The following is a 13,852-nucleotide window of genomic DNA, read 5'->3' as shown; positions in this document are numbered from 1 at the left end:
ACTAAAGATGCAGGTAGCAAACAGGGTGATATTGAATACGGGCGCGCTCTACGGGCGGATGCTTATCACCGTTTTTATTTCGTTATATGCCACCCGGCTCGTATTGAACCTGCTGGGAGCGGCGGACTATGGCTTGTTTAACCTGATCAGCGGCGTGATTGCGATGTTATCATTTCTGAACATTGCGATGACTATCAGCACACAACGGTATATGTCTTTTCACCTGGGCACCAAAGACCAGCACAAGCTAAAACTGGTATTCAATTCCAGTGTGTTGCTGCATTTTATACTGGGGCTTGCGTTGGTATTGTTGTTTGAAGTAGCTGGCAGCTACCTGTTTGATCATGTGCTGAATTTTCCTGCATCGCGCACTACTGCTGCTAAACTCATTTTTCAGTTCATGGTAGTCAGTGCTTTCTTTACCATTATTTCTGTGCCCTATGATGCTACATTGATTGCGCAGGAAAACATGGTGATGGTCGCCATTCTCGGAATTGTGGAAGCGCTGGGTAAACTACTGATTGCCGTGATGCTGCAATACACTGCATACGACAAGCTGATTGTATACGGAGGATTGACGGCGTTGCTAACCGTACTACTCCTGCTTTTTAAGCAGGTATACTGCGCCATGAAGTATGAAGAAAGCCGGATCAGGATCCGCAGTTATTTCGACCGGCATTTATTGAAAGAGATGTTTGCCTATGCCGGCTGGAATATGTTTGGTGCGGGCAGCGTAGTTGCACGTAACCAGGGACTTGCTTTATTACTCAACGTTTTTTTTGGAACCATCGTGAATGCCGCCTATGGCATAGCCAACCAGGTGAACGCACAACTGAGTTATTTTTCTGTGACCATGTTGAGGGCATTGAATCCGCAGATCATTAAAAGCGAAGGTAGTGGAGACCGGACGCGAATGTTGCGACTGGCCATGATTGCCAGTAAATTTTCCTTTTACCTGCTGAGCTTTTTTGCTATTCCCATGATGATAGAAATGCCTTTTGTGCTGCAATGCTGGCTCAAACAAGTACCGGCCTACACTGTCATGATGTGTCGCTTAATTATTATCGCCACACTCATCAACCAATTATCTGCCGGCATACAGGTGGCGGTGCAATCTGTCGGGAAAATTAAAAGGTACCAGGTAGTAGTAAGTACCATGGTGTTGCTCAATTTACCTATTGCCTGGTTATTGCTGAAAGCAGGTTATCCGGTGGGGGCTGTGTTAGTCAGCGCTATCGGCATAGAGGTGGTGAGTGGCATTTATCGCATGATCGCTGCTAAAAATATTACGGGTTTGTCACCGGCCGTATTTACCAGACAGGTGATCGTAAAGGCAGTCATACCTGTGTTTTTATCGGTGGTACTGGCTGGTGTGCCACAATTGCTGATGCCGGAGGGGTTTATACGATTGGGCGTCACCACGCTGACCGGTATGCTGTCTATGGGATTATGGATACGACTGATAGGATTAACACCCGATGAAACAGCTAAGATGGAACAACTGTTCAACCGGATTTTTTCAAAACTACAGGCGAGACTGGTAGTACTAAAAGCGAACTAACGTATATGTATATACTCTTCTTCACAGATATATCGCCTTTTCCGCAGAACGGAGGGGAAAGAATCAGAAGTTATTACCTGATCAAGGCCTTGTCACAACTAGGCTATGAGGTAATTGCCGTAGTGCGGAATGTGGAAAAAGTGGACCTGGAGCATTATCATCTCCCCAATGTTACTTTTTACACCTATGAAACAAAACCTTTTGATCTGCTGACACGGATTACCGGTAAGCAATACTTCCAGCGTTCGGGCGATGTATTGGGGATGTTTGAGGAAATATGCCGGGAGTATCCTGTGGCTGCTGCTATACTTGATTACGGCTTTGTTGGTCATTACATCTCTTTTTTCAATAGCAGGAACATACCGGTGATACTGGGCACGCACAATGCTCAACCCATGATTACCTGGCAACTACCTTCTAAAAACCTGTTGGATAAGTTGAGGAAACTGCAATTGTTCGGCATGGAAAAATTACATGAGCGACTGTATTTTAAAAAGGCGGCGGCGGTGTTGGTAGTGAGTGACGATGATCATGTTTATCATACCCGGTTCCTGGCCAAACAAAAGGTATTTACCGTACCTAATTTCCTGGACCAGAAAGATTATCACCTGTTTGGCAAAAAGCAGCAGCGGGTGCTGGTGATGACGGCTAACTTCGGCGTATATATGAATTTTGCGGGGCTGAAATGGTTCATTGAAAATGTATGGGATCAGGAACTGGCGGGGAAATATGACCTATGGCTGGTGGGCAGAGGATCGAAGGAAGCGTTGAAACGTATTACCGGCAAAGAAGAATATCAGAACATAGTCGCCTTTGGAAAGGTAGATGATGTAAAGTGGTATATATCGGTGGCCAGCGCGGTGATTATTCCGTTGGTGCATGGCAGTGGTACCCGTTTGAAATGCCTGGAGGCCATGGCCCTGAGAACTCCTATTATCAGCACTGCTAAAGGAGTGGAAGGGGTGAAGAGTAAACATTTTATTGTGGCTGATGAACCCGCAGCGTTTAAGCAATCACTGCTCAACTTTGATAATGAAACGGACAAAGGAGAAAAGCTGCGGGAAGACTTCCTGCAGGAATACAGCCTGGAGGTAAATCAGCAAAGACTACAACAGATTGTTAACTACGCCGTGCGCGGTAAAACACCTGCCTATGTTCAACCGGCTTAAAATTGCCATGTACACCTTGTTGAGCGGTGTTAACGTAGCACTGGTAGGGCAATTGAAGCTCAATGAAATCATGGTGCTATTATCCGCACCTTTTGTATTTGATACCCGTGATTTCAAAGCTTATCCATTATTCCGGAAAATTATTGTTGCCCTGGTAGCACTCTTTGTGTTCCAGGCGATCACAGATTTGTTTGTTGTAAAAAGCTCCTCCGAAAACTTTATGCGGGGCTGGGCGGCGATTATCATGTCTATTTTGTCTTTCCTTTTTTTATTTAAAACATTGAAAGATGATGAAGCCATTTTTTTCTTTCTCTGCATGACCCTGATCAAAAATATTATCTGGACAGATGAAAATGCGGACACGGATATGTCGTATTTCAAATTTAAGATGGTACCTATCCTCTCTTACGGTGTGTATATCCTGTCTTTTTTATTGTATCGCAACGGGCAGTGGAAAGCCGTACTGGCGTTACTGTTATGTTACAGCTTACTGTGCTTTGCGCGTGACTCCCGTTCCACCGGGATGGTATTTTTCCTCGGGGCTATTATTATTTACTGCTTCAACAGTGGCATGTACCTCACCCGTGACCGGCTGCTGGTATTCGGTTTGGCCGGCGCTATCTTATTTCAGTTTGCATATGTGAGTTACGTGAATGGGGTAATGAATCATGAGATCGGCGGAGAGCATGCTTCAGAGCAAATAGACCGGCTGGACAATCCCTATAATCCATTGGAGTTACTGATGACCGGTAGAGGCGAAACATTTGCTGCGCTGGCAGCGATCGGTGATGCGCCTTTGTTTGGCCATGGTTCCTGGGCAAAAGATGATAATCTGAAATATTACCGCATCCTGTTGTTGTACCAGAATGAAGAGATGAATGAACAACTGGCTACCTCAACGGATCACCTGATTCCCAGTCATTCCATATTGCTGGGGGCCTGGGTAAACGCTGGCGTAGGAGGGTTTGTGGCCGTATTGCTGGTATTTATTCTCCTGCTGAGAATGGGTTTTTATCTCATCCGGCATGCTGCAGACACTGCGTTGTATCCGGTGTTGGTGTTGATGACCATTGGGGTGATCTGGACTTTCCTTTTTTCACCTATACAGCAGTTGCGGTTTAATATTCCGGCGATTGGTGCTATCCTGTTGCGCGCGTACTATGAATTTGCAGAGGAGGAAAATGAAGTAGGGGATACGGAACATATAAATGGCTCCATTGCTTTCATTTCTCCCGAAGGGAAAATATAAATGGTAAAATAAGAACAGCTATGAAAATATGCTTCATCACACTCGGCGATATTAAGTTCATTGCCACCATGAAAAGAGCCATCGGTATGGCTGATCCGCTGCTGTCAATGGGTTGGGAAGTGGCGATCATTGCGCAGGACAGTGAAGAGAACCGAAAGCGCATTGCCATGGAATGCAGTGACGCTGTAAAAGTATACTACTATCCGGAAGGTACAGCAGGGGAAGAAGTACGTGCTAAAACAGCATTGGTGAATGAGATTGCACCTGATTATATTTTGTTTTGTTCTTTCAGCTTCCGTAATCGCATCTTAAAAAATAAGTTAAAGCTAAAATCCACGATACTCATCGAACACTCAGAATTGCCATCCGGTATTCCCGATAATAAGGGCCTGCGTAAGTATGCTATGCTGGCCCTGGAATACTGGTCTGTGTTATATGCCGATGGATTGTTGTGTGCCAGCAAATACCTCTGCAAGACATATACTAAAAGGGCTGCACAATTATTCCGCAGGCAATTACCAGTGCTTTACTCCCCATACGCATTTAATAATGAGGTGGTGGAATCGCCCCGGATCCGCTTCGAAGAATTGGCGGATACCTACAGTGGTAAAACCATGCTTATTTATATGGGCACTATGACACGCAATTATGGTTTGTTTACCATGCTGCAGGCCATGGAAATGATCAGTAAAGAACGTAAGGATGTTCACCTGCTGTTGCTGGGACAAGGGCGGCACCTGGCAGAAGCAAAGGCATTTGTGAAAGAGAAGCAGCTGGACATGCAGGTGCAGTTCCTGGGGTATACAGCGGAAGAAGAGCTGAGTTCCTACTTCGCCGCCGCAGATGCTTTTATTTCTCCGTTGAATGATACGGTGCAGGACTGGGCCCGTTGTCCGAGTAAGATCTACATGTACATTCCTTTTAATAAACCGGTATTTACCTGCAGAATAGGGGAGCCATTGGAAATATTTGGAGAGCAGGGATATTATTTTAACAACAATGCGCCGGCCTCACTCGCAACGCTGATCAGCCAGCTGGCTGCTGGTAAACTGGCGCCTGTAAAGGTGAATAAGGCCGCACATAGCTGGGAGAAACGCGCTGTTGATTTTACGGAATGGATCAACAGCCATTATGCTGCCAAGGTATTACGTATTGCTAACCTGTAAATGATTGCACTGTGAACTATGTTTATTATAAAGATCCGAAAGGTAATTTCGGCGACGACCTGAACGGTTGGCTATGGCCGAAGTTATTTGGTGCAGGCAATATAACAGACCCGGAAGTATTTCTGGGCATAGGTTCCATACTGTACGACAGTTCGCCGTTGTTCCGTGACCTGACGGATAAACGAAAGATTGTGTTTGGTACAGGTGTGAGACCTGCTTATAAAACGTTTCATCTCGATAATACCTGGGATATCCGCTTCCTGCGGGGGCCTTTATCTGCCTATGCTTTCAATAACCAGTTTCCTTATGTAGCGGATGCTGCATATGCCATCCGTCAACTGCCGGAGTTTGAAAAGTTTCTGCACGTAGAGAAAAAGTATAAGGTGAGCGTGATCCCCTACTTTAAGTCAGTGCCTTATTTCGATTGGGAGAGTTTGTGTTACCGGTTGGGGTTCAATTATATTTCACCAAGGTCTGAAAATGGTGTGGAGCATACATTACAGGAGATCGCGTCCTCGCAGTTTGTGATTGCAGAGGCAATGCACGGCGCTATTCTGGCCGATGCACTGCGGGTGCCCTGGCATCGGTTTGTGTTGTCTACGCCACATACAGAAGGTAGCGGTGTGTCAGAATTTAAGTGGATGGACTGGCAGGCGGCCATTCAGCTGTATAATATCAATGCTACTGTGGTGAAGTTGTACCGCAAATCATTTTTGCATCAGAAAATAAAATCATTCTCGGGAAACCGCATCAGCGCCGAGTTCCTGGCGCCGGATATCGTGAAGGCTGATCTGTTGAAAACACTACATGGTATATCAGAATTTTATTTATCTGAAGAAGATGTGATACGGCGTATTGATAATAAGATTCATGATCATGCTTTTTTATTACGCAAAGAGAAAAGCCTGGACACCTCATCGTTCATTACAACACATTAACTATGCAACAGGAATTTATATTATCAGCAGGAGAAGGGGATTACTTTTTTGGTTTTCATGATCTGGTGGCATGGAACTTTGCCGGCGATAAACTCCTGGCCCTGCAATCACCGGATATTACAGTGCCGCCGGATCCCCGCGTAGCCTGTGGAATCGGCTATTTTGATGCTGCACAACAATTTCATCAGCTGGGCAAAACATATGCTTATAATTATCCGCAGGGCGCCCGGCAGCAATGGATTGGGGATACGGATACTTTTATTGTGAACGATCGGGTGGGAGATAAGTGGGGCGCCAGGATTTATGATGCGAGCGTGGATAAGTGCGTGTCAACGCTGCCACTTCCCGCACATGTTATAACGGATGAGGGCATTGCTTTCAGCATCGATTATGCGCGACTCTTCCGAGTGGGTGGATATGGTTATACCGGACTTCCAGACAAGCAGGCGCATCTCCATGCGCCTGTGGACTCCGGCATTATAAAACATAATATATATACCGGTGAGCAGTCATTGTTGCTGTCTATTGCTACAGTGGCTAATTACAGGATGAATCCTTCGCTGGGGCAGCATCATTACATCACGCATTTATTGCTGAACCCTTCGCAGAACAGACTGGCATTTTTACACCGGTATAAATTGAAAGACGGTGGCGAAACTACGCGGCTGATGAGCATCAGTACAGATGGCAATGAGTTGCAATGCCTGGCCACCGGATTTCTCAGTCACTTCGACTGGAAAGATGATACGCATATTGCCATTTGGGGCAGAACCGGTAGTGGTATTGAAAAACTGCGCGGCTCCCTTCTCTACAAAATGATGCCTGCCGGTTTGATCGCCAATGGCAAAAAGGTGTTGAAGAAATTATTATACAATGGTCAGAAGGGGGCAAAGGCGGTAGCCCCTTTTAACTGGCTGTTGCTGGAAGACGTGAATGATGCGACCCCTGCTATGCTGGCAAAGGACATTATTACGGAAGATGGTCATCCTATGTTTTGCCCGGCCAACCGTGACTGGATGATTTGTGATACCTATCCTAATCAGCAGGGCATCCGGACACTGTTCCTTTTTCAATACAGCACGCAAGAGAAAACTACGTTGGGTACTTACCGTATGATTGATACCAAACCGGATTTGCAACTGGCAGATGCGCTGCTGGAAGGAGTAGATGAAGGGGTGTTAAAAGCTTTCTCACTGGAGCAGATGGCCTTTACGCGCAGTGGATTGCATTGCGATCTGCATCCGCGCTGGAAGCGGGATGGTAGCCTGGTAGCTTTTGACTCTATTCATGAAGGTAACCGGCTCATCTATGGCTATGATGTGAGCAGTATTATTCATGCAAATAAAAATGTGTTGGTATGATAGCGATTCTGCAGCCTTTGGTGCCACATTACAGGGAGCATTTTTTTAACCGCCTGCAGGAGCAGGCGCCGTTTGACCTGTACTGCTATGATGGGGTGGATGCCCTGCGTAAAAGAAACCTGGCTGCCGGCAGTACTACTATCAAGCAGCTGCCTGCCTGGAGCGTAGGGCCGTTTGTGTTATATAACCCTTTGCGTTTTTTTAAGCGCGACTACAAGGTGCTGGTGCTGATGCTGAACTTCGCGCATTTATCTACCTGGATGATCCTTTTATTGAAACCTTTCCTGAAGCAGAAAGTCATTTTGTGGGGACATGGTATTTCTGTAAAAAGATATGTGCAGGAAGAACAGCAGCCCAGCCGGTTATTGAAGTGGATGATGCAGCTGGCGGATGCTACCTGGTTTTATACCCCTAAAGAAATGGCGCTGTGGCAGCAGGTGATGCCGGAAATGAAGGCCGTGGCGCTGAACAATACTATTTCGGAAGTGGAAAAAATTATGCAGCAGCCCTTGCCCGACAAGGCAGCCTTGCGGGAGAAATACCAGATCCGCTCAAGGCGGGTATTGATTTACTGTGCACGCTTTAACGAAACAGGGCGGCGTATAGATCTGCTGTTAAAGCTGATGGCAGAAACTGATCCCGCCGAGTTTAGTTTTATTATTATCGGTGCAGGCAAGTACAAACCTGACTTCAACGGCTATACGCATGTGCATGATTTTGGTGCGGTGTATGATCCCACTATTAAGCAGGAACTGTTTGGCCTTGCGGACCTTTATTTTCAACCGGGATGGGTGGGCTTGTCGGCGGTGGAAGCAATGGCTTATGGTAAGCCGGTATGCACCTTTAAACGCACCGCGGAGGTATTGCAATGCGTGGAATATAGTTATATCCGCGATGGTTACAACGGGTTGATATTTGAAAATATGGAGGAGTGTCTGTACATGCTGGATAAGCTGTCGGATGATGAGATCCGTACAATGGGGCAACAGGCCAGGTGGTTTGTGCAGGAACACCTGACCATGACGGCGATGGTGGATAATGCGCTGCATTCGCTGCATACAATGAATCCTTAATATCCGAATATGAATATACTTTTTATTGTTCCTTCTTATAAGCCGGCTTATGTATACGGCGGCCCCATTGTGGTGATAGCACGGTTGGCCGAGCAACTGGTACAGATGGGACATGCGGTGGCAGTATATACGACCACCGCCAATGGGGGACAGGAACTGGATGTCGCCGCTAATACAACTGCGATAATTGATGGTGTAAAGGTGACTTATTTCAAACGTATCACCGGTGATCATACACATGTGTCGCCTGCCTTATGGAAGGCGGTGTGGACCAATGCCAAACAGTTTGATAAAGTACATATTCACTCTTGGTGGAATTTCCTGGTGCTGGGTGCTTCTTTTATCTGTAAATGGAAAAAACTGAAACCGCTGTTGTCGCCACATGGTATGTTCTGCGATTATGTACTTACAGCGAGGAACAACCGTGCTAAACAACTGCTGCATACGGTCATGGGTAAACGATTATTACGTAGTACCTATCTGCACGTTTCTTCTGAACTGGAATGGAAAGAGTGCCAGGAGATCAATAGAGGCTGGGAAGGTGGACAGGTGTTTAACCTGGTAGACTTGCCTGCGGGCCATTATAGCCGTACCGACAATGATGTTTTTACCATTAGTTTTCTCTCCCGGGTAGACCCGAAGAAGGGGCTGGACCTGTTGATCCGGGCGCTTTCCCGGGTATCGTTTAAGTATAGGTTGCTGATTGCGGGTACAGGTGATGCGGCTTATGTGCAGTCTTTAAAGGAATTAATTGCTTCGCTGGATATGGATGATAGCGTCGAATGGGCAGGTTGGAAAGGCAGTGAGGATAAGTTTCATTTCCTCGCTGCCACCGACCTTTTTGCGCTCACCTCACGTAATGAAAATTTTGCCATTGTGGTGATTGAATCATTGTTTGTAGGCACACCGGTACTGATCAGCGACCAGGTAGGGCTGGCAGGTTATGTAAGAGAGCATGGGTTGGGATGGATTACCGGTATAGAGAGCGTGGACGGGATCAGCGATCAGCTCACCGCGGCGTATAAAGATAAAGTCCGGCGACAACAGATCACCCGGGAAGCGCCTGCGCAGATCCGGGATGATTTTAATGATGCCAGGCTGGCATCTTCTTATGTGGAACTATATGAAAAATGTAATTAGATGAAACTGGCTGTAGTTATACTGACTTTCAACGAATCAATACATCTGTCGCGCTGCCTGGAAAATCTCCGGCAGATCACAGATGAGCTATATGTAGTGGATGCCTTTTCTGCTGATAATACGGTAGCTATTGCCGAAAGCTATGGTGCAAAGGTTTTTCAACGTAAGTGGGTCAATTATGCGGATCAATTCCAATGGGCGCTGGAGCATTGTGGCATTACCACGCCCTGGGTGATGCGTATGGATGCAGATGAGTACCTGGAGCCGGGATTGCTGCAGGAAATAAACACCCGGATGGACAGTGTTGCTGACGGGATAACGGGGATCTATATACGTAGAAAGGTGTTGTTTAAAGGCAAATGGATCCGGTATGGTGGATTTTATCCGCATACCCTGCTGAGGATCTGGCGCAATGGACTTGGCAGTATTGAACAGCGTTGGATGGATGAACATATTGTGTTGTCGGAAGGGACCACGATGTTGTTTAAAGAACATATCGTGGATGATAACCTGAATTCTATCCACTGGTGGGTAAATAAGCATAATAACTATGCAATCCGGGAAATGGTGGATTTGCTGAATATCCGGTATGGCTTCTGGCAAACAGATCAGCGGTTATTGAAGGCCGAAGGCTCACAGGCGAAACGGAAGCGGTTCCTGAAGGAAAAAGTATATGCGGCATTGTCGCCCGGTGCGCGTGCATCGCTGTATTTTATTTTCCGGTATGTGTTGCGCTATGGTTTCCTGGACGGGTATAAGGGATTTCTTTTTCACTTCATGCAGGGGTATTGGTATCGTTTACTCGTAGACGTTAATGTGCAGGAGTTTCAGCAGAAGCTGCAGGGAAATGAAAGCCGGGAAGATATCATGGCATTGCTAAAACAGGATTATAACATTCATATCTGATATTATATGAAAACCAATCTCGCCGCTTTTAATACGGGTAGTTATTACGCCGGACCTAAATGGAAAGTGCTGGCCTGGTACTTTTGTAATTACTATATTCTGAACAGCGCATTTCCATGGCCATTTGCGTTAAAACGAGGACTCCTGCGCCTATTTGGTGCACGCATTGGCAAAGGTTTGGTAATTAAAACAAGGGTGCGGATAAAGTGCCCGTGGCGCTTAACAATCGGGGATCACTGCTGGTTGGGAGAAGATGTATGGATAGATAACCTGGCAGATGTTACCATCGATGACCATGTATGTATTTCGCAGGGAGCGCTATTGCTGACAGGTAATCACGATTATAAACAGCCGGATTTTCCTTACCGGCTGGGAGAAATCCATGTAGCATCAGGTGTATGGATTGGAGCTATGGCGGTGGTTTGTGCTGGCGTTACCTGCGGGGCGCATGCGGTGCTTACGGTAAATGCCGTAGCGTCGAAAGACCTGGAGCCGTGGTTGATTTATTCCGGTAATCCTGCGGTAGCGGTGCGCAAACGGGAAATGGTGTCGCCGTCCGTGAAAGTCTTAAATGTGACGGCTATATGAAAAGGATCTGTTTCATGCTGCTGTTAGGATGTATATATGTGCCCTCAGCTGCACAGCGTTGGTTGACTGATTCACTGGAAGTGCATGCAGGCGCCGTAGGCACAGCTGCCGCTAAGGATTATCAACCGTTATGGCTGTTGTCCAATCACTATGGTACCATCAGTGACCGGAAAGGAGATGTGTCTATGCATGCCGGCTTCAGCAAGCAGGAGGTATGGCAGGATAAATTTTATGTAAAGTATGGGTTGGATGTGTATAACAACAATCATTTCAACAGTACTTTCCTGGAACAGGGCTATGTGAAGGCAGGATATAAACATTGGGAGATTCGCGGTGGCAGGTACGAAGAAATTATCGGAGAGGTAGATAAAGATTTGAGCAGCGGCTCTATGGGGATCAGTGGTAATGCGCTGCCCATTCCTAAAATCGGGATAGCGGTAACGGAGTACACTGTAGTACCATTCACCAATGGCTGGCTGCAGTTTAAAGGCCTGCTAAGCCATGGCTGGATGGGGAAAGATCAGTTTATTAAAAATGCTTATCTGCATGAAAAGAATTTCTATCTCCGCATAGGAAAAAATAAACTCAAATTATATGGCGGTATACAACACTATGCGGTGTGGGGTGGAAACCGGAAGGATTTACCTGCTATTACCAGTAACTGGCAAGGGTTTATGGATGTGTTGCTGGTAAAAACGAAAGACGATGGTACGGTGGGCAATACGGATATACAACCCAACAGACCCGGCGATCATCGGGGTATTATAGAAGGAGGTATTGACTGGGAAAATGATCAGCTGGCATTACACCTGTACCATCAAACCCCTTTTGAATCAGGGCAGGGTATTGATATCCGCAACATTGACCGGCTATTGGGTATTGCGTATACCAATAAACAAGCGGGTAGCTGGCTGGAGAAAATCACGGCGGAATTTATTTATACCAAGCAATCCAATGATTTCTTTTTGCTGCGTTTGCGGGAAAGTTATTATAACAACGGCGTATACCTCACAGGATGGGATTATCATGAACGTATAGTAGGTACGCCTTTGTTTATTGACCGCAACAGGGGACAGCAATACTTTCCGGAGATGAAGCCCCTGAACTGGGATGCGCCAAAAGACTCCCTCCGGGGACGGGGAGGAAACATTATCAATAATCGCGTAGTAGGCGGACATATCGGTTTGCTTTATCATCTCACAAAAAAGATAACAGGTAAAACATTGATCACCTACACGCAAAATTATGGGACCTACACCAACCCCGCGCTTTTTACGCCGATGAAACGGCAATGGTATACACTGGAAGAATTGCATTACCGGTTGCCGGAAAAGGGTATTACGCTCACCGTTTCGGTGGCTTTAGATCATGGGGATCTGACAAACAACACAGGATGTATGCTGGGAGTGTTATGGAGCTGGAAGAAATAAGATTTAAAAATAACGTATATGGGTAAACGAATTTTACTGATAGGCGGCAATTTTTCACCGGAGCCAACGGGAATAGGAAAGTATAATGGTGAAATGATCAGTTGGCTGGCAGATAACGGATACGACTGTACGGTAATTACTACCTATCCTTATTACCCGCAATGGCAGGTGCAGCCACCTTATGACCGTGTCAGGCACTGGTTTAAAAAAGAAATGACAGGAAATATAACGATATACAGATGTCCGCAGTATGTGCCGGCTACACCCTCCGGGAAGAAGAGAATGTTGCAGGATGCTTCTTTTGCTGCTGCTGCTTTTGTAAAAGTAATGCAGCTGGTATGGCAGAAGAAGTTCGATGTGGTGATTACTGTAGCGCCACCATTTCACCTGGGACTGCTGGCGGTGCTATACAAAAAACTGCGGGGCGCTACCTTCGTGTATCATGTGCAGGACCTGCAAATTGAGGCTGCACGGGATTTACAGATGATCAAATCAAAACGGCTGATTGGTTGGCTATTGAAATTGGAAAGGATGATCCTGCGTAGGGCAGATCATGTAAGCAGTATAGCGGATGGGATGATCCGGAAGATAAGTGATAAGACTGGCCGCGAGGTATTGCTTTTTCCTAACTGGGTAGATGTAGCCAGGTTTCATCCACTCACAGATAAGGGTGCGCTGAAAGAAGCTTTTGGTTTTTCTGCCGCGGATAAAATTGTATTGTATTCCGGCGCTATCGGAGAGAAGCAGGGACTGGAAGCATTGTTGCATGCGGCGGCCGCCTGGCAACATCAGCCGGAGATGCGCTTTCTGATCTGTGGCTCCGGGCCTTATAAAGTGCGGCTGGAGCAGTTGGCAGAACAGTTACAACTAACGAATACTTTATTCCTGCCGCTTCAACCAGCTGCGCAGTTTAATAATTTTCTGAACATGGCAGATGTGCACCTGGTCATACAAAAGGCGCATGCCAGCGACCTGGTGATGCCCTCCAAACTGACCACGATACTGGCGGTAGGTGGTATTGCCCTGATTACCGCCAACAGTGGTACGGGGTTACATGAGCTGGTGAGCCGCCATAATATGGGCATACTGGTAGATGCGGAGAACCAGGATGCCCTGCAATCGGGCATTGGCAGGGCAGTGTGGGATAATACTGCCGACATTGCCACAAATGCACGCGCCTATGCAGCAGCGCATCTTTCTGTTTCGGGAGTGATGACGCGCTTTAAAGAACGGGTGGCGTAGCGATTTTATAGAACAACCATATTCCTTTT

12 protein-coding genes are annotated in these 13,852 nt (G+C 46.5%); all 12 read left to right on the top strand.

Features of this window, described 5'->3' with window-relative positions; genetic code table 11:
* Positions 1-7: 7 nt before the first annotated feature.
* From AB4Z08_RS02260 to AB4Z08_RS02205, 12 genes are read left to right on the top strand one after another with little or no spacing between them, the layout of a single operon-like run.
* Positions 8-1,561 (top strand): lipopolysaccharide biosynthesis protein, encoded by a 1,554-nt coding sequence (locus AB4Z08_RS02260; protein ID WP_441572148.1) that lies wholly within the window; start codon positions 8-10, stop codon positions 1,559-1,561.
* A 5-nt stretch (positions 1,562-1,566) separates the two neighbouring features.
* On the top strand, positions 1,567-2,730 hold the full coding sequence (locus AB4Z08_RS02255; protein WP_441572147.1) for a glycosyltransferase family 4 protein: 1,164 nt from the start codon (positions 1,567-1,569) through the stop codon (positions 2,728-2,730).
* A complete protein-coding gene (locus tag AB4Z08_RS02250) occupies positions 2,714-3,979 on the top strand; it encodes a hypothetical protein (protein ID WP_441572146.1) in 1,266 nt (421 codons plus the stop codon). Before AB4Z08_RS02255 ends, AB4Z08_RS02250 begins: the two co-directional genes overlap by 17 nt.
* A 20-nt stretch (positions 3,980-3,999) precedes the next feature.
* A complete protein-coding gene (locus AB4Z08_RS02245) occupies positions 4,000-5,145 on the top strand; it encodes a glycosyltransferase family 4 protein (RefSeq protein ID WP_441572145.1) in 1,146 nt (381 codons plus the stop codon).
* Between the two features lie 11 nt (positions 5,146-5,156).
* Positions 5,157-6,083 (top strand): polysaccharide pyruvyl transferase family protein, encoded by a 927-nt coding sequence (locus tag AB4Z08_RS02240; protein ID WP_441572144.1) that lies wholly within the window; start codon positions 5,157-5,159, stop codon positions 6,081-6,083.
* Between the two features lie 2 nt (positions 6,084-6,085).
* Positions 6,086-7,444 carry a hypothetical protein gene (locus tag AB4Z08_RS02235; RefSeq protein WP_441572143.1) on the top strand — a complete coding sequence of 453 codons (1,359 nt, stop codon included), beginning with the start codon at positions 6,086-6,088 and terminating at the stop codon, positions 7,442-7,444.
* Complete coding sequence (locus tag AB4Z08_RS02230) at positions 7,441-8,517, top strand: glycosyltransferase (RefSeq protein ID WP_441572142.1); 1,077 nt, start codon at positions 7,441-7,443, stop codon at positions 8,515-8,517. The genes AB4Z08_RS02235 and AB4Z08_RS02230 overlap by 4 nt, the downstream gene beginning before the upstream one ends.
* Before the next feature lie 9 nt (positions 8,518-8,526).
* Positions 8,527-9,657, top strand: a complete 1,131-nt coding sequence (locus AB4Z08_RS02225; RefSeq protein WP_441572141.1) for an XrtY-associated glycosyltransferase XYAG1 — start codon at positions 8,527-8,529, stop codon at positions 9,655-9,657.
* Positions 9,658-10,563 carry a glycosyltransferase family 2 protein gene (locus AB4Z08_RS02220; RefSeq protein WP_441572140.1) on the top strand — a complete coding sequence of 302 codons (906 nt, stop codon included), beginning with the start codon at positions 9,658-9,660 and terminating at the stop codon, positions 10,561-10,563.
* Positions 10,564-10,569: 6 nt separating this feature from the next.
* Positions 10,570-11,151, top strand: a complete 582-nt coding sequence (locus AB4Z08_RS02215; RefSeq protein ID WP_441572139.1) for a WcaF family extracellular polysaccharide biosynthesis acetyltransferase — start codon at positions 10,570-10,572, stop codon at positions 11,149-11,151.
* Entirely contained in the window at positions 11,148-12,581 is a 1,434-nt protein-coding gene (locus AB4Z08_RS02210; RefSeq protein WP_441572138.1) for a capsule assembly Wzi family protein, read from the top strand. The genes AB4Z08_RS02215 and AB4Z08_RS02210 overlap by 4 nt, the downstream gene beginning before the upstream one ends.
* A gap of 18 nt (positions 12,582-12,599) precedes the next feature.
* A complete protein-coding gene (locus tag AB4Z08_RS02205) occupies positions 12,600-13,823 on the top strand; it encodes a WcaI family glycosyltransferase (protein WP_441572137.1) in 1,224 nt (407 codons plus the stop codon).
* Positions 13,824-13,852 lie beyond the last annotated feature (29 nt).

Source organism: Chitinophaga sp. RAB17 (assembly GCF_052114225.1).
Lineage (GTDB): Bacteria > Bacteroidota > Bacteroidia > Chitinophagales > Chitinophagaceae > Chitinophaga.
This window is presented reverse-complemented; position numbering and strand designations above follow the sequence as displayed.

Coding starts and splice junctions, on each gene's coding strand:
- AB4Z08_RS02260 (WP_441572148.1), top strand. CDS start 8: ATGCAGGTAGCAAACAGGGTGATATTGAATACGGGCGCGCTCTACGGG.
- AB4Z08_RS02255 (WP_441572147.1), top strand. CDS start 1,567: ATGTATATACTCTTCTTCACAGATATATCGCCTTTTCCGCAGAACGGA.
- AB4Z08_RS02250 (WP_441572146.1), top strand. CDS start 2,714: ATGTTCAACCGGCTTAAAATTGCCATGTACACCTTGTTGAGCGGTGTT.
- AB4Z08_RS02245 (WP_441572145.1), top strand. CDS start 4,000: ATGAAAATATGCTTCATCACACTCGGCGATATTAAGTTCATTGCCACC.
- AB4Z08_RS02235 (WP_441572143.1), top strand. CDS start 6,086: ATGCAACAGGAATTTATATTATCAGCAGGAGAAGGGGATTACTTTTTT.
- AB4Z08_RS02230 (WP_441572142.1), top strand. CDS start 7,441: ATGATAGCGATTCTGCAGCCTTTGGTGCCACATTACAGGGAGCATTTT.
- AB4Z08_RS02225 (WP_441572141.1), top strand. CDS start 8,527: ATGAATATACTTTTTATTGTTCCTTCTTATAAGCCGGCTTATGTATAC.
- AB4Z08_RS02220 (WP_441572140.1), top strand. CDS start 9,658: ATGAAACTGGCTGTAGTTATACTGACTTTCAACGAATCAATACATCTG.
- AB4Z08_RS02215 (WP_441572139.1), top strand. CDS start 10,570: ATGAAAACCAATCTCGCCGCTTTTAATACGGGTAGTTATTACGCCGGA.
- AB4Z08_RS02210 (WP_441572138.1), top strand. CDS start 11,148: ATGAAAAGGATCTGTTTCATGCTGCTGTTAGGATGTATATATGTGCCC.
- AB4Z08_RS02205 (WP_441572137.1), top strand. CDS start 12,600: ATGGGTAAACGAATTTTACTGATAGGCGGCAATTTTTCACCGGAGCCA.